At 71.6% G+C, this 18,185-nt stretch carries 17 protein-coding genes; 11 read left to right on the top strand and 6 right to left on the bottom strand.

The genetic code is table 11. The features are described 5' to 3' along the window. The first annotated feature begins 65 nt into the window (after positions 1 to 65). Positions 66 to 548, top strand: a complete 483-nt coding sequence (locus FE811_RS05390) for an Lrp/AsnC family transcriptional regulator (RefSeq protein WP_036760216.1) — start codon at positions 66 to 68, stop codon at positions 546 to 548. 49 nt (positions 549 to 597) lie between these two features. Here FE811_RS05390 and FE811_RS05385 read toward each other — a convergent pair whose 3' ends face one another. From FE811_RS05385 to FE811_RS05365, 5 genes are all read right to left on the bottom strand, one after another. Continuing rightward, positions 598 to 1,701 carry a pyridoxal phosphate-dependent aminotransferase gene (locus tag FE811_RS05385; RefSeq protein ID WP_116222962.1) on the bottom strand — a complete coding sequence of 368 codons (1,104 nt, stop codon included), beginning with the start codon at positions 1,699 to 1,701 and terminating at the stop codon, positions 598 to 600. Positions 1,702 to 1,879: 178 nt separating this feature from the next. After that, positions 1,880 to 2,116: an Lrp/AsnC ligand binding domain-containing protein gene (locus FE811_RS05380; RefSeq protein WP_028713408.1), complete on the bottom strand. Its 237-nt coding sequence runs from the start codon at positions 2,114 to 2,116 to the stop codon at positions 1,880 to 1,882. Positions 2,117 to 2,147: 31 nt separating this feature from the next. Then, positions 2,148 to 3,524: an MATE family efflux transporter gene (locus tag FE811_RS05375; RefSeq protein WP_116222963.1), complete on the bottom strand. Its 1,377-nt coding sequence runs from the start codon at positions 3,522 to 3,524 to the stop codon at positions 2,148 to 2,150. A 56-nt stretch (positions 3,525 to 3,580) separates the two neighbouring features. Then, a complete protein-coding gene (locus tag FE811_RS05370; protein ID WP_116222964.1) occupies positions 3,581 to 4,231 on the bottom strand; it encodes a murein L,D-transpeptidase family protein in 651 nt (216 codons plus the stop codon). Next, the gene (locus FE811_RS05365; RefSeq protein ID WP_116222965.1) at positions 4,228 to 5,412 is read right to left on the bottom strand and encodes a MalY/PatB family protein; all 1,185 of its coding nucleotides are present in this window, start codon (positions 5,410 to 5,412) and stop codon (positions 4,228 to 4,230) included. The genes FE811_RS05370 and FE811_RS05365 overlap by 4 nt, the downstream gene beginning before the upstream one ends. A gap of 91 nt (positions 5,413 to 5,503) precedes the next feature. On the opposite strand from FE811_RS05365, the gene def (FE811_RS05360) reads away from it, so the two are divergent. The 7 genes from def (FE811_RS05360) to FE811_RS05330 all read left to right on the top strand — a co-directional run bounded on the left by def (FE811_RS05360) (position 5,504) and on the right by FE811_RS05330 (position 12,366). Continuing rightward, positions 5,504 to 6,025: a peptide deformylase gene (gene def / locus FE811_RS05360; protein ID WP_114534805.1), complete on the top strand. Its 522-nt coding sequence runs from the start codon at positions 5,504 to 5,506 to the stop codon at positions 6,023 to 6,025. Beyond that, the gene (locus FE811_RS05355) at positions 6,018 to 6,575 is read left to right on the top strand and encodes a peptide deformylase (RefSeq protein WP_116222966.1); all 558 of its coding nucleotides are present in this window, start codon (positions 6,018 to 6,020) and stop codon (positions 6,573 to 6,575) included. Before def (FE811_RS05360) ends, FE811_RS05355 begins: the two co-directional genes overlap by 8 nt. A gap of 235 nt (positions 6,576 to 6,810) precedes the next feature. Continuing rightward, on the top strand, positions 6,811 to 7,311 hold the full coding sequence (def, locus tag FE811_RS05350; RefSeq protein WP_116222967.1) for a peptide deformylase: 501 nt from the start codon (positions 6,811 to 6,813) through the stop codon (positions 7,309 to 7,311). 893 nt (positions 7,312 to 8,204) lie between these two features. Continuing rightward, entirely contained in the window at positions 8,205 to 9,842 is a 1,638-nt protein-coding gene (locus tag FE811_RS05345) for an alpha/beta-hydrolase family protein (RefSeq protein ID WP_072460982.1), read from the top strand. Further along, positions 9,827 to 10,705: a dienelactone hydrolase family protein gene (locus FE811_RS05340; protein WP_116222968.1), complete on the top strand. Its 879-nt coding sequence runs from the start codon at positions 9,827 to 9,829 to the stop codon at positions 10,703 to 10,705. Before FE811_RS05345 ends, FE811_RS05340 begins: the two co-directional genes overlap by 16 nt. A 24-nt stretch (positions 10,706 to 10,729) precedes the next feature. Beyond that, complete coding sequence (fmt, locus tag FE811_RS05335; RefSeq protein ID WP_116222969.1) at positions 10,730 to 11,623, top strand: methionyl-tRNA formyltransferase; 894 nt, start codon at positions 10,730 to 10,732, stop codon at positions 11,621 to 11,623. A 194-nt stretch (positions 11,624 to 11,817) separates the two neighbouring features. After that, a complete protein-coding gene (locus FE811_RS05330; protein WP_036760234.1) occupies positions 11,818 to 12,366 on the top strand; it encodes an HdeD family acid-resistance protein in 549 nt (182 codons plus the stop codon). Positions 12,367 to 12,406: 40 nt separating this feature from the next. Here FE811_RS05330 and hrpB read toward each other — a convergent pair whose 3' ends face one another. Then, entirely contained in the window at positions 12,407 to 14,818 is a 2,412-nt protein-coding gene (gene hrpB, locus FE811_RS05325) for an ATP-dependent helicase HrpB (RefSeq protein WP_116222970.1), read from the bottom strand. 98 nt (positions 14,819 to 14,916) lie between these two features. Between hrpB and FE811_RS05320 the strand changes: the two genes are divergently transcribed. The 3 genes from FE811_RS05320 to FE811_RS05310 form a co-directional block, all read left to right on the top strand. Then, on the top strand, positions 14,917 to 16,284 hold the full coding sequence (locus tag FE811_RS05320; RefSeq protein WP_116222971.1) for a YcjX family protein: 1,368 nt from the start codon (positions 14,917 to 14,919) through the stop codon (positions 16,282 to 16,284). A 9-nt stretch (positions 16,285 to 16,293) separates the two neighbouring features. Further along, complete coding sequence (locus FE811_RS05315) at positions 16,294 to 17,400, top strand: YcjF family protein (protein WP_072460987.1); 1,107 nt, start codon at positions 16,294 to 16,296, stop codon at positions 17,398 to 17,400. Positions 17,401 to 17,484: 84 nt separating this feature from the next. Beyond that, positions 17,485 to 18,185: transglycosylase domain-containing protein (locus FE811_RS05310; protein ID WP_181180823.1), on the top strand; the 701-nt coding region annotated here is incomplete at its 3' end.

The raw sequence follows: 18,185 nt of genomic DNA, 5'->3' as shown, positions 1-18,185 counted from the left end.
GAGTGGGGCGAAAAAATAAGAAACATCTCCGCATGTCAGCGGCACAGCAAGGACCAGGTTTCACGATGAGCGACAACAGGCAAACTCCCATCCGGCTCGACGACACCGACCGCAAAATCCTGTCCCTGCTGCAAGAGGACGCCACGCTGTCGCTCGATGACATCGCGGCGCGGGTGGGGGCCTCGAAGACCCCGGTCTGGAACCGGATTCGCAAGCTGCGCGAGGCGGGGGTGATCCGCGGCCAGGTGGCCCTGCTCGACCCCGATGCGCTGGGGCTCGACGCCTGCTTCTTCGTGCTGATCCGCACCAGCGAACACGACCCGGAATGGGCGCGCCGCTTCCTGGCCGCGGTGCGCGCCCGCCCCGAGGTGATCGAGGCGCACCGGCTGGCCGGCGACATCGACTATATCCTGAAGGTGCGGGTGCGCAATGCGCGGGCCTATGACCGCTTCTACCAGGCGCTGATTTCCGAGGTGAGGATCCACAACGTCACGGCGCTTCTCTCGATGGAGGAGCTGAAGGCGACCACGGCGCTACCCCTCGACTGACCGGCGCGAGCGGCGCGGCCGCGGGAGTATTTTCAGAACGGAGAAACGCTCAGCACAGCGCCCCAAGCGCCCTGGGCAGGGCCTCGGCCAGGGCGGCCATCTCCGGCTCCGGGCCGCAGGAGACGCGGATACAGCGATCCATCGGCGCGACGCCCGGCATGCGCACGAAGATGCCCTCCTGCGCCAGCGCCTCCAGCAGGGCGCGGGCGAAGGCGCCGTCGCGGCCGCAGTCGATGGCGACGAAATTCGTGGCCGAGGGCAGCGCCGCCAGCCCGTTCTCGCGCGCGATCGCGGCGATCCGCGCGCGGGCGGCGGCGGTTTCGGCCAGGACATGGGCCAGCCAGTCCGCGTCCCCCAGCGCGGCCAGAGCGCCGGCCTGGGCGATGCGGCCGATGCCGAAATGGTTGCGGATGCGGTCGAAGCCGGCGATCAGCTCCGCCGGGCCGATGGCATAGCCGATCCGCGCCCCCGCCATGGCATGGGCCTTGGAAAAGGTGCGGAACCGGATCACCCGCCCGTCCTCGGCGTCGATGCGGGGGATGGCGTCGGAGGGGGCGAATTCGGCATAGGCCTCGTCCAGCACCAGCAGGCTCGTCTCGGGCAGGGCGTCCAGCATGGCCTCGATGCGGCGGCCGGGATGCCAGCTGCCCATCGGGTTGTCCGGGTTCGCCAGATAGACCAGCCGCGCGCCATGGCGATGCGCGGCCGCGGCCAGCGCCTCGGGGTCTTCGGCATCGTCGCGATAAGGCACCTTGACCAGCCGGCCGCCAAAGCCCGCCACGTGATAGTTGAAGGTCGGATAGGCGCCGTCCGAACTGACCACCACCTCGCCCGGCGCCACCATCAGCCGCACGAGCAGCCCCAGGAGACCGTCGATCCCCTCGCCGACCATGATGTTCTCGGGCCCGACGCCGTGATGCGCGGCCAGCGCATGGCGCAGGTCGTGGCTGTCGGGGTCGCCGTATTTCCAGACCTCCGCCGCCGCCCGCGCCATGGCCGCCACCGCCTGGGGCGAGGGGCCGAAGCCGTTCTCGTTGGCGCCCAGCCGGGCGCGGAAGGGCGCGCCGCGGCGCCGCTCCAGCGCCTCGGGGCCGGTGAAGGGGACCGTCGCCGGCAGCGCGGCGGGAATGGGGGCAAAGCGAAAGCGCGTCATGGCGCCACAGAAACCCCAAACCCCGCCCCCGCGCAAGGGCGCGCCCGCCTGCCGGCTTCTTTCGTGTTCAAATATCCTGGGGGGCGAGGAGCGCCCGGAAAAAGGTCCGCCGGACCTTTTTCAGCGACGAGCGGGGCGAAGCCCCATGGTGCCGCAGGCGCGGCGGCGCCAAGACTCGCTAGAACGCCTTGAAGGTGATCGTCGTCAGCGTCCGCACGATATGCGGGATGTCGAACAGCTTTTCGGACAGGTAATGACCGACATCCTGGTCCTCGGGCACATAGATCTTGGCCAGAAGGTCGTAATCGCCCGAGGTCGAGTAAAGCTCGCTGACGATCTCGCGGTCATAGATCGCGTCGGCGACCTCGTAGGTCTTGCCGGGCGAACAACGGAACTGGACGAAAACCGGGCGCATGGCGAACCTCTCGATCTCTTGCGGCGCCAGACTAGACCGCGCGCGCCTCGCGGGTCCAGTCCCCGCGCGCAAGCCCGCGCCAGAAGCGGCGCATCAGCAGCACCGCGGCCAGGCTGAGGCCCGCGACCAGCCCCAGCCACAAGCCGGCCGGGCCGATCCCGGCGACGAAGGCCAGCCCGTAGGCCACCGGGATGCCGACCAGCCAATAGCTGACCGCCGCGATCACCATGGGCACGCGCGTGTCCTGCACCCCGCGCAGCAGCCCCAGCCCGATCACCTGCATCGCATCCATCAGCTGGAACAGCCCGGCATAGAACAGCAGCCCCGCCGCGATCTCGACGATGGCCGGGGTCTCGGGGTGGGAGGCGTCCAGGTAAAGCCCGACCAGCTGGCGCGGGAACAGCTCGAAAGCCGCCACCGCCAGCGCGGCGATCACCACCGAGACCGCCGTCACCGTCACCCCCGCGTCGCGCATCCAGCGGGCGTCGCCGCGGCCCTTGGCCTGGCCGATGCGCACCGTGGCCGCGTTCGACATGCCCAGGTGCAGCATGAAGGTCAGCGAGGCGAGCTGCAGCGCGATCCCGTGCGCCGCCAGCTCGCGCGTGCCGATCCAGCCCATCATCACGTTCGAGCCGACGAAAAGCCCGCCCTCGGCCACCATGGTCAGCCCGATCGGCAGGCCCAGCACGAAGACCGCCCGCATCCCCGCCCAGTCGGGGCGCCAGAATCGCCGGAACAGCTGGTATTTGCGCGCGGCCGGCAGCCAGGCCGCATAGGCGGCGATCGCCAGAAGCTGCGAAAACTGCACCGCGATGGCGGCGATGGCGGCGCCGCGCACCCCCAGTTCCGGCGCGCCCAGATTGCCGAAGATCAGCAGCCAGTTCAGCACGATCACCAGCGGCAGCCCCGCCAGCGTGATCCACAGCACCACCTGCGGCCGCTCCATCGCCGCCAGGTAGCTGTTCAGCGTCAGCTGGCACAGCACGGCGATCAGGCCGAAGCCGGCGATGCGCAGGTAGTCCTGCGCCAGCCGCGCCACCACCGGCTCCTGCCCGATGGCCAGCAGGATCGGCTCGGAATGCCACATGGCCGGGACCACCGCCACGGCGAAGGCCAAAGACAGCCACAGCGCCATCCGGGCCGAGCGGCGCACCTCGACCTCGTCGCCCCGCGCGATGGCGGTGGCGATCAGCCCCATGACGCCGATGCCGAAGCCCATGCCCAGGAAGAACAGGATGTTGAAGAAGGACACCGCGATGACCAGCGCCGCCAGTTCCTCGACCCCATACCAGCCGACCATGACGGTATCGGCGACATGGATGGCCATGCGGGCCAGGTGGCTGCCGACCAGCGGCAGGCCGAGCGCGAGCGTCGCGCGCAGATGGGGGGCGTAGCGATTGGACGTCATGCCCCTGCCTTATCCTTGGGCAAGGGCTGCGGCAAGGCGTCGCGCCGGGTCGCGTCTCAGGGCCGGATCTCGACCTCGGTGCCGATGCGGGCATGGGCGAAGATCTCGGCGATCTCGGCATTGTCGACGGCGATGCAGCCGGCGGTCCAGTCGCCCTTGACCCGAAACCCCTCGGGCACCTGGTTCGGCTGGCCGTGGATCATGATGTCGCCGCCGGGGCTGACGCCCAGGGCGCGCGCCGCCTCGCGGTGGCGGGGCTGCGGATAGTCGATGCCCAGCGACAGGTGATAGGCGCTTTGCCGGTTCAGCCGGTCGATGCGAAAGATGCCCTCGGGCGTGCGGCCGTCGCCCTCGCGGCTCTTGTCGCCCTGGGGTGAAAAGCCCAGCGCGATGCGAAAGGTCCGGGGCGGGCCGCTTTCCTGATACACCGTCATGCGGCGGGCGGATTTCTCGACCAGGATGCGCTCGACCGGCGAGGCGATGGGCGCATCCGGCCGCAGGGGCGGGCGTTGGAAGATCGGCGGCAGCGCGATGCGCGGCAGCCGGAACTCGGGCAGGCGCAGATCGGGCAGGCGCGGCCAGTGCCAGCCCGCCGCCGGCGGCTGCGGCACCGGGACGGGCGCGGGCTGCGGCGCCCAAAGCAGCCACAGCCCCCCAAGGACCGCCGCCAGGCACAGCGCCGAGAAGATCCCGCCCAGCCGCCTCATTGCAGGTCGCGGAACGCCTCTTGCAGCCGCGCCACCGCCTCGGCCACGCGGGCGCGGGGCGTGGCGATGTTGAAGCGCAGGAAGTCCTCGCCCCCCGTGCCGAAGGTGCCGCCGTGGTTCGCGGCGATACGCGCGCCCTGCTCGACCCGCCGGGTGAACTCGGCCCGCTCCATGCCGGTGCCCGAGAAATCGACCCAGGCCAGGTAGGTCGCCTGCAGCGGCATCGAGCGGATGCCGGGGATCGCGTTCACGCCCTCGTCGAACAGCCGCCGGTTGCCGTCCAGATAGGCCACCAGCGCATCGACCCAGGCCGCGCCCTCGGGCGAATAGGCGGCGGCGACCATGCCCGGCCCGAACAGGCCGGGCGAGATGCCCAGCGCCATCAGCCGGCCCTGCAGGCGCTTGCGCAGCCCCTCGTCGGCGACAATCAGGTTGCCGATATGGGCGCCGGCGATGTTGAAGGTCTTGGTGGCGGCGGTCAGCGTCACCAGCCGCGGCGCGGCCTCGGGCGCGACGGTCGCCAGCACGCGATGGCGCGGGCTGCCGGGCATGACCAGGTCGTGGTGGATCTCGTCCGAGACCAGGATCAGGTCATGGGCGGCGCAGAAATCAGCGACCTGGCGCAGTTCCTCGGCGCTCCAGACCCTTCCGCCGGGGTTATGCGGCGAACACAGGATCAGCATCCGCTCGCGCCCGGTCAGCAGGCGCTGCCAGCCCTCCCAGTCCATGCGATACTGGCCGTCCTGGAGGGCCAGCGGGAACTCGGCCACCTCGCGGCCCGAGGCGCGGATGACGCGGGCGAAGGCGTGATAGACCGGGGTCATGACGATCACCCGGTCGCCCGGCTGGGTGAAGGCATCGACGCAGATCGCCGTGCCGTTCACCAGCCCATGCGCCGAGAGGATCCACTCCGGCTCGACCTGCCAGCCGTGGCGGCTGTCCATCCACCAGCGGATCGCCCCGACATAGTCCGGGTTGGCGCCGGGATAGCCATAGATCCCATGCGCGGCCATCGCCTCGACCGCGCGCTGCACCGGGGCCGGCGGGCGGAAGTCCATGTCCGCGACCCACATCGCAATCCCGTCGCCGGGCGAGACGCCGTAGATCGCCTGCATGTCGTCCCATTTCGAGCAATGGGTGCCGGTGCGGTCGATGATCTCGTCGAAATCGGGCTGGGCCATGGTTTCCCCTTGTTTTCCGTTCGGGCGCTTTCTGTTCGGGGCAGCATAGCGGCTTGTTGCGCAAGGCCAAGGCTTGCCCTAGATCACGGGCATGACATTGCGCAGCATCATCCTCCATCCCGATCCGCGGCTGAAGAAGCCCTGCGAGCCCGTGGCCCGCATCACCCCCGAGATCGAGACCCTGGCCGCAGACATGCTGGCCACCATGTACGACGCGCCGGGCGTGGGCCTGGCCGCGCCGCAGGTGGGCGTGCTGTCGCGGCTTTACGTCATGGATTGCGAAAAGGATCCCGAGGCGCCGCGCAACCCCATCGTCATGGTCAACCCCGAGATCACCTGGCGTTCCGAGGCGCTGAACACCTATGAGGAGGGCTGCCTGTCGATTCCCGAGCAATATGCCGACGTGACCCGCCCGGCCGAGGTCAAGGTGCGCTGGCTGGGCCTGGACGGCAAGACGCATGAGCGCGATTTCGAGGGGCTCTGGGCCACCTGCGCCCAGCACGAGATCGACCACCTCGACGGCAAGCTGTTCATCGACTATCTCGGCCCGATCAAGCGGCAGATGATCACCCGCAAGATGGTCAAGCTGAAACGCGAGCGCGCGCGTGCCTGAGCCCCTGTCGGGCGAGGATGCCGCGCAGGCGTCCCAGGGCCCCGATCCGGCCCGGCTTGCCGCGCAGGGGCGCATCCGCCCGATCCTGATCCACCCCGACCCGGCGCTGCGCCGCATCTGCGCGCCGGTCGGGCGGCTGGGCTGGGACGAGGTCTCGCAGCTGGCGGCCGACCTGCTGGCGACCATGTATCACGCCGGCGGCCGCGGCCTTGCCGCGCCGCAGATCGGCGAGGGCTGGCGCATCTTCGTCATGGACCACGGCTGGAAGGAGGGCACCCCCCTGCCCCGCGTGGTCATGGACCCCGAGATCCTGGCCCTGGGCGGCGAGGTCGAGACGATCGAGGAAGCCTGCCTCTCGATCCCCGGCCGGCCGGTCGCGGTGACGCGGCCGGTCACGATCTCGATGCGCTGCTTCGACCTGGCGGGGGCGATGCAGGTCCTGACCCTGGCCGGGATCGAGGCCCGCATCGCCCAGCACGAGGCCGATCACCTGGACGGCCGGCTGATCCTCGATACGCTGGAAGGCCCCGAGGATTCCGGCGTGCGCTGAGCCATCCCGTCGGGCGCCAGGCCGGGGCAGACCGCCGGGCGGCGCTGTTCATGCTCTCCGAAATCCCGTGCCTTCCCGCCGGGCCTGGCCGGCCGTTGGCGCTTGCCCATGCGCGACGGCACGAACCTGACGGCCGCCGATGGCCGGCCCATGCCCGGCACGGGCAGCGCTCGGCCGGATTTACCTTCGCCCGCCGCCGTGATAGCCGGGCGGGCATTCCTGACAAGGCCGCCCGATGACCGTCCGCCCCCTCCTGCCCTATGCCGACCGCCGGCTGCACATCCCGGCCGAGCCGGTCCCCGCGATCACCGAGACCGTGCGGATGATCTGGGACGACATGATCGACACGATGGAGGCGATGCCCGGCGTCGGCCTGGCCGCGCCGCAGATCGGCATCATGCAGCGGCTGGCGGTGGTGGACGCATCCGAAAAGCGCGGCCAGGCGGTGCGCATGGCCAATCCCGAGATCCTGCACGCCAGCGTGCAATTGCGCCCGCATGAGGAAGCCAGCCCGAACCTGCCCGGCGTCTCGGCCCGGATCGAGCGGCCGCGCGCCGTCACCGTGCGCTTCCTGAACGCCCAGGGCGAGATCGAGGAACGGGATTTCGTCGGCCTCTGGGCGACCTCGGTGCAGCACCAGATCGACCATCTGGACGGACGGCTTTATGTCGATCACCTCTCGCCCCTGCGCCGCAAGATGCTGGTGGCGAAATCGGCCAAGCTGTCGCGGCGATGACGAAGGCGTGGGGCGGGCTGCACCCCGCTGCGCCCCGCTTCGGGCGTGGGAATGCCTGCAAGGCCGCATGAATATTGGGAAACGGTGAAGACGCCTTGCAGCGCCCCGCGCGTGGCGGCTCCGGGTGGGCGAAGAACGGTCGGCGCTGATCCATGGGCTTCGCCAGCTGGTGAAGGCGGTTCTGGGCTTCGGTCGTATCGGGCTCGACCCTGAGGCTGATCCCTGTCCTGGAGGAACCCCCTCTCTGACCCCATATTTCATTCTGCCTGAGACGATTGACTGGTGATTGGTCCTCGCAAGTCGAAGGCGGGGCGGTCGGATCACCCCGGCCGCCATTTTCTTTTCCAGCGCAGCTTCCCGCCGCGACGCCGATCCAGCAGGCGAAGATCGGCACGGCCGCGCTTGTCGGTCGTGTTGCAAGCGGCGACAGCCTCCCACCACCTGCAGGGCCCCGCGCGTGTTCGGGCGGTGCTGGGGTGGGCTGGGCCCTTGCGCATCCTTTTCAACGCTCGGGAATAGTGTGCGGCCGGATGAGTATTTGTGGAACGAAGAAACACAGGCCCGTGCCATGGTTCGCGCGACCGCCCTTCTTTCCGTTTTCCAAATACCCAGGCGACGCTTCGCTGGGGCGCGGCCGCCGCCGTTGGACGGGGACGGTGCCCTGTGCCCGTGCGGCAGGCGCGCGGGTGCCGGCGCCCCGTAGCGCCAGCCGGAAACGGGAACCCGCTGGCGAAGGGAAGCGCTTTTCTTTGCCGCGGCCCGCCCTTAACCTTGGCCCGGAACGGAGGGGCGGGGCGGGCCGTCCGGCAGAGCCCGGCCCCTTCCCGCGGTCGTTGCCGCCGAAACCCGCCCGCCGCCGCCGCGGGCCCAGCCCCAGGGACGCCAGGCCAGAGATGTTTTCCGTGCTGCCCCTTCTTGCCGGCCTGCTGTTCATGGCCGCCTCGCTCACGCCCTCGCTAATCCCGCGGGACTGGCTGATGCAAGGGGTGCTGGCCGGGGTGTCGATGGCGGCGGGCTATGTCATGACCCAGTTCCTGCTGGCGCTGTGGCGCGCGCTGGAGCTGCCGGTGCTGCGGGGCCGGCCGGCGCGCATCGCCCATGCCGTCCTGGCGGTGCCGGTGCTGGTGCTGCTGGGGCGCGGGGTGATCCTGTCGGGCGCATGGCAGAACAGCATCCGCGCCCGCATGGGCATGCCGGATCTGGAGGTCAACAACACCGCCAAGATGCTGGCCCTGGCGCTGGCGGTCTTTCTGGTGCTTTTCGTGACCGGCAAGGCGATCCAGGCGCTGTTCGACCTGCTGCGGCTGCGGCTGGCGCGCTATATCCCGGTGCGCAGCGCCAATGTGCTGGGCCTGCTGCTGGCGGTGCTGATCGTGGTGACGCTGACCCGCGACGGGGTGGTGAACGGGGCGATGCGCATCGCCGACAGCTCCTATGCCGCGGCCCAGCACCTGACCGACCCCAGCGTGCCGCCGCCCGCCGAGCCCTGGCAGCCCGGCTCGGCCGCCTCCGGCATCGACTGGGAGCTGATGGGCAAGCCGGGGCGCGACTTCGTGCTGGGCGGCCCGCGCGCCCGCGCCATCTCGGGCTTTACCGGCCGCCCGGCCAAGGAGCCGCTGCGCATCTATGTCGGCCTGGCCCAGGACAAGGATCCCCAGGCCCGCGCCCAGGCGGCGCTGGACGAGATGCTGCGCGTGGGCGCCTTCGACCGCAAGGTGCTGGTGCTGGCCAGCCCCACCGGCACCGGCTGGATGGACCCCGCCAGCTACGACGCGCTGGAATACATGCATGGCGGCGACGTGGCGACGGTGGCGGTGCAATATTCCTATCTGCAAAGCCCGCTGGCCCTGATCTTCGAGACCGAATCCGGCCTCGACCAGACCACGGCGCTGATGCGCGCGGTCTATGAGCATTGGCGCCACCTGCCCCCGGACCGCCGGCCGCGCCTGTATCTGCACGGCATCTCGCTGGGCGCCTGGTCCTCGATGTATGCCTTCAACCCGTTCCAGATGATGAACGAGCCGGTGGCGGGCGCCTTCTGGGTGGGCCCGCCCTTTACCTCGACCCTGTGGCGGCAGGCCAATGGCGCGCGCCAGCCCGGCAGCCGCTTCGTCCTGCCCGAGCTGGATGAGGGCGAGGTGATCCGCTATGCCAGCCAATATGCGCCGCCCGACCGCTCGGGCCGGCCCTGGGGGCGGCTGCGCATCCTGTTCCTGCAATATGCCAGCGACCCGATCGTGTTCTACGACCCCGCCTCGCTGTGGCGGGCGCCGGAATGGATGCACGAGGCGCCGGCGCCCGACGTCTCGCCCCGGCTGCGCTTCACCCCGGTGGTGACGCAGCTGCAGCTGGCGGTGGACATGCTGGTCTCGACCTCGGCGCCGCCGGGCTTCGGCCACAGCTATCACGCCCGCGACTATATCGACGGCTGGGTCGCCGTCACCGCGCCCGAGGGCTGGACGGCCGCCGACAGCGAAAGGCTCAAGGCGATCTGCGGCCAGGAGGGCAGGCTCGGATGCGCAAACGGCTGATCCTGGCGCTGGCGCTGCCGGCGCTGGTGGCCCTGGCGCTGGGGCTGAACACGGCGCGCAACTATGCCGGCTGGCAGCCCGCGACCGAGACCCCGGCCGAGCGGTTGGCCCGGCTGAAGCCGCATTGGCACATCCTGCGGCCGGATGGCCCCGGCCCGCATCCCGCCGCGGTGCTGCTGTCGGGCTGCGACGGGGTGCATGACAACATGGACTATTGGGCGCGGCAGTTCCTGGCCATGGGCCGGGCGGCGCTGATCCTGGACAGCCACGCGCCGCGGCTTCTGGACAAGGCGCAGGCCTGGCGCGCGCTTTGTGCCGGGCAGGTGCTGCCGGGGGCCGAGCGCGCCGGAGACCTGGCCGTGGCGCTGGCCGCGCTGCGCGAGATGCCGGGCATCGACGGCTCGGACGTGGCGCTGCTTGGCGCCTCGCATGGCGGCTGGACGGCGATGGAGCTGCTGCGCGCGCTGGGCGAAGGCGAGCCGCCGCCCGGCCTGACCGCCTGGCCCGCGCCGCCCGGCAGCCTTGCCGCGCAGCTTGGCCCGGTCGTGCTGCTTTATCCCTATTGCGGCTTGCTGAACGGCGCGGCCAAGGGGCCCTGGCCCGGCCATGTGCGGGGGCTGATGCTGCTGGCCGAACTGGATTCGATCACCGATTCCGCCGATTGCCGCCGGATGGCCGAGGATCTGGTCGCCCAGGGCGCGCATCTGGCCGTCACCACCTATCCCGCCGTCAACCACGGCTTCGACCAGCGCGAACGCTCGTCGCTGTCGCCGCTGGAGTTCGACGCGCAGGCGCGGGCGCGGGCCACCCGCGACATCCGCGCCTTCATGCAGGGTTTTGCCGCGCCCGCGACCGGGATATGAGACCCCGACACAAGGAGGGCAGCGATGCGCGTCATCTTCATGGGCACACCCGATTTCTCGGTCCCGGCGCTGCGGGCCGTCGCCGCGCGGCACCAGGTCGTCGCGGTCTATTCCCAGCCGCCGCGCGCGGCCGGGCGCGGGCAGAAGCCGCGCCCCTCGCCCGTGCATCGCGCCGCCGAGGAGCTGGGCCTGCCCGTGCGCACGCCCGAGCGACTGAAATCGCCGCAGGAGCAGGCGGATTTCGCCGCCCTGGCCGCCGATGTGGCGGTGGTGGTGGCCTATGGGCTGATCCTGCCGCCGCCGGTGCTGGCGGCGCCGCGCCTGGGCTGCCTGAACATCCACGCCTCGCTTCTGCCGCGCTGGCGCGGGGCGGCACCGATCCATCGCGCCATCATGGCCGGCGATGCCGAGACCGGCGTCGCCATCATGCAGATGGAGGCGGGGCTGGATACCGGCCCGGTCCTGGCCGAGGCGCGCACCTCCATCGGCCCCGAGGACACCACCGCCGACCTGCACGACCGGCTGGCCGAGATGGGCGCGGCGCTGATCGCCCGGACGCTGGACCGCCTGCCCCTGCCCGCCCGGCCGCAGCCGGCCGAGGGCGTGACCTATGCGCAAAAGATCGGCAAGGCCGAGGCGCGGATCGACTGGAGCCAGCCGGCCGAAGCCGTGGACCGGCGGATCCGCGGCCTTTCGCCCTTTCCCGGCGCCTGGTGCGTGGTCGGCGACGAACGGGTGAAGCTGCTGCGCTCGCGCCTTGCCGCCGGGTCTGGCGTGCCGGGCCAGGTGCTGTCGGGCTTCACCATCGCCTGCGGCGAGGGCGCGGTCGAGGTGCTGGAGGCGCAGCGCGAGGGCAAGCGCCCGATGCCCGCGGCCGAGATCCTGCGCGGCATGAGCCTGCCCCCATGTCTCGGCTGAAGGCCCCGCCTTGCTGAAGGCCCCTCGCTGGTGGCCTCTCGCTGATGGCATTGTAGCAAATTCGCCACAACTTTCGGTTGCTGAAACGCGCGCAGGCCGTTTCGCGCAACCCCATGTTAACCTTTCCCCGTCAGACCGGGTCCGAGGCTTTCGATCCGGCGATCCTGAGAAGGGTCTGAAAGGGGACGACTATCATGGAAAACCTGATCCGGGTGATGGCCGATCATTGGTGGGTGCCGCTCTTGCGCGGCATCGCGGCGATCCTGTTCGGCCTGATGGCGCTAATCTGGCCGGGGCTGACCGTCTATGCCCTGCTGCTGGTCTTTGGCGCCTATGCGATCTTCGACGGGGTGATGGCGATCGTCATGGCCTTCCGGCGCAGGCCCGCGGACGACCGCTGGTGGGCCTGGGCGCTGGACGGCGCGCTGTCCGTCGCCATCGGCCTGATGGCGCTGTTCTGGCCCGAGGCGACGGCGCTGGCCTTCATCATCTGGATGGCCGCCTGGGGCGTGGTCGCCGGCATCTTTCGCATCATCGCCGCGATCCGGCTGCGGCACGAGATCGAGGGCGAATGGGCGCTGGGGCTCAGCGGGCTCTTGCTGGTGGTCTGGGGCGTGCTGCTGGCGCTGGTGCCGGCGGCGGGACTTCTGGGCATCGCCTGGCTGATCGGCCTGTTCGCGCTGCTGATCGGCGGGGCGATGATCGTGCTGGCCTTGCGGCTCAAGGGGCTGAAGGCGGTCTAGCTTGCCCGGCCGCAGGGGTATTTGGGGAACAGAGAAATGATCAGGTTCCGCGCGGCTTGGCGCGGGTGGTCGGGTCGGCCTCCAGCGGGTCTTCCGGCCAGGGGTGGCGCGGGTAGCGGCCGCGCATGTCCTTCCTGACATCGCCGTAGCCGCCGGCCCAGAAGCCCGGCAGGTCGGTCGTCACCGCGACGGGCTTGCCGCCGGGCGAGAGCATGGTGATGCGCAGCGGCCGGTTGCCGACGACCGGGTGGCGCGCGAGGCCGAACAGCTCTTGCAGCTTCAGTTCGATCGAGGGGGTTTCGTGGTCGTAGTCGATGGGCACCTTGCGGCCGAGCGGCGTGACGAAATGCGCCGGCGCCGCCTGGTCCAGCCGGCGCTGGCCGTCCCAGCCGATGCGCGCCTTCAGCGCCTCGGTCAGGTCCAGCCCGCGCAGGTCGGAAAGCGTCCGCACCTTGCCCAGCCAGGGCAGCAGCCAGTCGGGATCGGCGAGCAGGCTTTCGTCATCGACCGGGCCGAGTTCCGGGATCAGCGCGATCCGCGCCCGCAGCCGCGCGGCGCCTGGCGTCCAGTTCAGCCCGTTCGCCCGCAGCCCCTCGAATGCGGCGCGGGCCAGCGCCTGCGGGTCGGGGTCGTCCAGCGCCCGGTCGGCCAGCACCAGCGCGCCGAAGCGCTCCTGGCGGCGGGCAAGGATGCGGCCCTCGCGCCGCGACCATTCCACCAGCGCGACGGTCTCGATGCGGCCGGGGAAGAGGGCGCGGATCTCGTCCTCGGTCACGGCGGCGGCCATGCGGATGCGCGCCTCGCGCGTATCGCCGTCGAGGTCGGTGGCGACGATCAGCCGCTGCGCCGCCAGCGCGTCGCCCTCGGGCAGCGCGGCACCCTTGCCGCCCGACAGCACGTAGCGCGGTTGCTCGCCCTTGCGGCGCAGGCCGATGCGGTCGGGATAGGCCAGCGCCGCCATGGCGCCCGGCGAGAGGCCCGCGCCCTCGGCTGCCATGCGGCGCAGGCGCTTGGCCTCGTCGCGGATGCGATGCAGCGTGGCGGGGTTGGCCGGCCAGGGATGGCGGTCCTGATAGGCGCGCAGGTCGCGGATCGCCGCCAGGCGCAGGGCCAGGTCGGCGGGGGCGCCGGTCAGCGGGTCGCGCTCGGCCATCAGCGCGGCGAGGTCGGCGGCGTCGCGCCCCGCCGTGACCAGCATGTGCCCCAGCCGCGGATGCAGCGGCAGCGGCGCCAGGCGCCGGCCATGGTCGGTGATGCGGTTGCCCGCGTCCAAGGCGCCGAGGTCGCGCAAGAGCGCCCGCGCCTCGGAAAGCGCGGCCTCGGGCGGCGGGGTCAGGAAGGCCAGGTCGCGCCCGTCCGAGCCCCAGATCGCCAGCTCCAGCGCCAGCCCGGCGAGGTCGGCCACGGCGATCTCGGGCGGGGCGAATGCGGGCAGCGCGCCCTCCTCGGCCCGCGCCCACATCCGATAGCAGATGCCCGGCGCGACCCGGCCGGCGCGGCCGCGGCGCTGTTCTGCCTCGGCGCGGCTGACGCGTTCCGTCACCAGACGCGACATGCCCGAGCCGGGATCGAAGCGCGCCCGCCGCGCCCGGCCGGCATCGACCACCACCTTCACGTCGGGAATGGTCAGCGAGGTTTCCGCGATCGCGGTCGCCAGCACGATCCGCCGCCGCCCGCCGCCCTGGGGCTGCAAGGCCGCGCGCTGCGCCTTGAAATCCATCGCGCCGTAAAGCGGCAAGACCTCGGCCGGGACGTCCAGCATGGCCTGCACCCGGCGGATCTCGCCCTCGCCGGGCAGGAAGGCCAGGATGGTGCCGCCGATGTCGCGCGTCGCCGCCTCGGCATCCGTGATCAGCCGCGCCGCCTCGGGCACCAGCCGGGCGCCGGCGGGCAGCGGGCGGGAAAGCCAGCGCGTCTCGACCGGAAAGGCCCGGCCCTCGGAGCGGATGACCGGCGCCGCGTCCATCAGCGCCGCGACCGGCTCGGCGTCCAGCGTCGCCGACATGACCAGCAGCGCCAGGTCGGGGCGCAGCGCCTGCCGCGCTTCCCAGGCCAGGGCCAGGCCCAGGTCGGCATTCAGGCTGCGTTCGTGGAATTCGTCGAAGATCACGCAGCCGACGCCGGAAAGCTCGGGGTCGGACTGGATCATCCGGGTCAGGATGCCCTCGGTCACGACCTCGATGCGGTTGCCCGGCACCGCCTCGCCGCGGATGCGATAGCCGACGGTGCGGCCCAGGGGCTCGCCCAGCGTCTCGGCCATGCGCTCGGCCGCGGCGCGGGCGGCCAGGCGGCGCGGCTCCAGCATGAGGATGCGGCCGGTGACGACGGGCAGCAGCGCCAGGGGGACGCGGGTGGTCTTGCCCGCGCCGGGCGGCGCCATCAGCACCGCGCGGCCATGGGCGGCCAGCGCGGCGGTCAGTTCGGGCAATACGGCGTCGATGGGCAGTTGCATTCGCGCCTTATGGCAAAGCGCCGCCCAGGCGAAAAGACCTGCCCCTACACATCCGCCGCCGGCCTGCCTATCTTGACCCGGCCAAAGCGAGGGACGGAATGGGTATCGCCGACGATCTGATGCAGGGCCTGGGCATGTCCGACCCGGTGCTGCGGCTTGGGGTGACGGGACTGTCGCGGGCGGGCAAAACCGTGTTCATCACCTCGCTGGTGGCGAACCTTCTGGACCGCGGCCGGATGGCGGCGCTGCGGGCGGCGGCCGACGGCTCGCTCAAGGCGGCGTGGCTGCAGCCGCAGCCCGACGACACCGTGCCGCGATTCGACTATGAGCGCCACCTGGCCGCCATGACCGGCCCCGACCCGCATTGGCCCGAGGGCACGCGCCATGTCAGCCAGCTGCGCCTGTCCCTGCGGGTGCAGCCGCGCGGGCTGATCGCCGGCTGGCGCGGCCAGCAGGTGCTGCATCTCGACATCGTCGACTATCCGGGCGAGTGGCTCCTGGACCTGCGGCTGATGGAAAAGGACTTCGACCAATGGTCGCAGGAGGTGCTGGACCGCATGGCCGGCCGCCCCGGCGCCGAGACCTTCCGCGCCGCGCTGGCCGCGACCGATCCGGGGCGCTTCGACGAGACCGCCGCGCAGGCGCTGGCCGCGGCCTATACGAGCCACCTGCACCGGGCACGCGACGCGGGCTGGTCGGATTGCACCCCCGGCCGCTTCCTGATGCCGGGGGAGCTGGAGGGCTCGCCGGCGCTGACCTTCACACCGCTGCCGCATGAGATGCGGGCGACGCCCCTGGGGCGCGAGTTCGCGCGCCGCTTCGGGGCCTACAAGGCGCGGGTGGTGAAGCCCTTCTTCCGCGACCATTTCGCCCGCATCGACCGACAGGTGGTGCTGATGGACGTGCTGGGCGCGATCCATGCCGGGCCGCCGGCGGTCGAGGACATGCGCCGCGCCATGGCCGACATCCTGGGCGCCTTTCGCCCCGGCCGGGCGGGGTGGCTGGCGCAGCTTCTGGGCGCGCGCCGGGTGGGGCGCATCCTGTTCGCCGCGACCAAGGCCGATCATTTGCACCACATCCAGCATCCGCGCCTGACCGCGATCACCGCCGCCATGCTGCGCGAGGCGCGCGACCGCGCCGATTTCTCCGGCGCGCGGACCGAGGCCATGTCCGTCGCCTCGCTGCGCACCACCACCGAGGAGATGATCCGCCAGGACGGCGAGGAACTGCCCGCGGTGCGCGGCACGCTGATGGACGGGCGGCAGGCGGCCTTCTATCCGGGCGAGCTGCCGGCCAATCCGGCCGAGCTCTTGGTGCCGGCAAGCCAGGGCGCGGCGCGCTGGCTGGACGGCGACTATGCGATCATGGATTTCGCCCCGGCGCCGGGCACGCTGCGGCCGGGCGACGGGCCGCCGCATATCCGGCTGGACCGCGCGGCCGAGTTCCTGATCGGCGACAGGCTATAGGAGGGCGCCATGGCTGAACCCCCGAAACGGCGCGGGCCGGTGCTGATGGAGATGGGCGGGCCACCCGAACCGGCCGAGCCGCCCCGCCCCCAGCCCGCCCAAGCCGGCCAGCGCGACCGCAAGGCGCCGCGCGCCGAGTGGCGCGAGGGCGAACCCGCGCCCTCGCCCGCCGATGCGCCGATGATCGACGACGGGCTGCCGCCCCTGCCGCAGCCGCGCACCATGCAGCTGGTGGCGCGGCTGGTCGGGCGCGGGCCGTCGCGGCTGACGCGGTTCTTCATCAATACCGGGGTGGCGCTGTTCACCTTCCTTTTGTCGGTGGCGGCGCTGCGCTATCTGACCGACCTGCTGAACAGCTATCCGCTGCTGGGCTGGATCGGCATCGCGCTGATGGTGCTGTTCTGCCTGGCCGCCCTAGGCATGGCCTGGCGCGAATACCGCGCCTGGTCGCGCTTTGCCGCCATCGACGGCATCAACCGCGCGGCCGGGGCGGCGCTGGCCTCGGGCGACCTGAAGGCCGCGCAGCATGTGGTGGCGCGGATGGAGGGCCTGTATCGCGCCCGACCCGAGCTGGAATGGGGGCTCGGCCGCCTGCGCGAGCGCAAGGGCGACGCCTATGACGCCGAGACGCTGATCGCCCTGGCCGAAACCGAGCTGCTGGCCGCCCTGGACCAGCAGGCCCGGCGCGAGATCGAGGCCGCCGCCCGCACCGTCGCCGCCGCGACCGCGCTGATCCCGCTGGCGCTGGCCGACGTCATCGCGGCGCTGGCGGCGAACCTGCGCATGATCCGCCGCATGGCCGAGATCTATGGCGGCCGCGCCGGCGCCGTCGGCGGCTGGCGGCTGGCGCGCACGGTGATGACGCATCTGATCGCCACCGGCGCGGTCGCGGCCGGCGACGACCTGATCCATACCGTCGCCGGCGGGGGCCTGCTCGCCAAGGTCTCGAAGCGCTTCGGCGAGGGGGTGGTGAACGGCGCGCTGACCGCCCGCGTCGGCATCGCGGCGATGGAGGTCTGCCGGCCGCTGCCCTTCCTGCACCAGCCCCGGCCCCGCGTCGGCAACCTGATCGCGCGCGGGCTGAAGGGGCTGTTTGGCGAGGAAGAGGCGAAATAGCTGCGGATTGCACCGCCGCATGGGTATTTGGGCAACGAAGAAGCCAAGGTTCTTTCCATGCCGCGCCTGGCGTATTGATGGGTCATGAGAACGCGCCGCCTTGCCCTGTTTCTGATGAATTGCGTCCTGGTCCTGGGGATCGGGGCGGGGCTGCGAGACCGGTTTGACGATTGGGTCGATGCCACCGCCCTGCCCCGGCTGGACGTGCCGGTGGGGGTCGAGGTGGTGGCGCGGGACGGTTCGCTTTTGCGCGCCTTCCAGGTCGCGGACGGGCGCTGGCGGCTGGATGCGGGGCCGGTCGATCCGCTGTTTCTCGACATGCTGATGACCTGGGAGGACCGGCGGTTTGCGGGCCATGCCGGCATCGACGGGCGGGCGCTGTTGCGCGCGGGCTGGCAGGCGCTGCGGCATGGGCGGGTGGTTTCGGGCGGATCCACCCTGACCATGCAGGTGGCCCGGCTGATCGAGGAGGGACCGACCGGGCAATGGGCCGGCAAGGCCCGCCAAATCCGGCTGGCCCTGGCCCTGGAGCGGCGGCTGGAGAAGCGCGAGATCCTGGCGCTTTACCTGCGCCTTGCCCCCTATGGCGCCAATGTCGAGGGCATCCGGGCCGCGTCCCTGCAATGGTTCGGCAAGGAGCCGCGGCGACTGACCCCGGCCCAGGCCGCGCTGCTGGTGGCGCTGCCGCAATCGCCCGAGGCGCGGCGGCCGGACCGTTTCCCCGAAGCCGCCAGGGCGGCGCGGGACCGGGTGCTGGCGCGGGCGGTGCGGGCCGGGCTGATCTC

It is taken from the genome of Paracoccus sp. FO-3, from assembly GCF_006386455.1.
Taxonomy (GTDB): domain Bacteria; phylum Pseudomonadota; class Alphaproteobacteria; order Rhodobacterales; family Rhodobacteraceae; genus Paracoccus; species Paracoccus versutus.
This window is presented reverse-complemented; position numbering and strand designations above follow the sequence as displayed.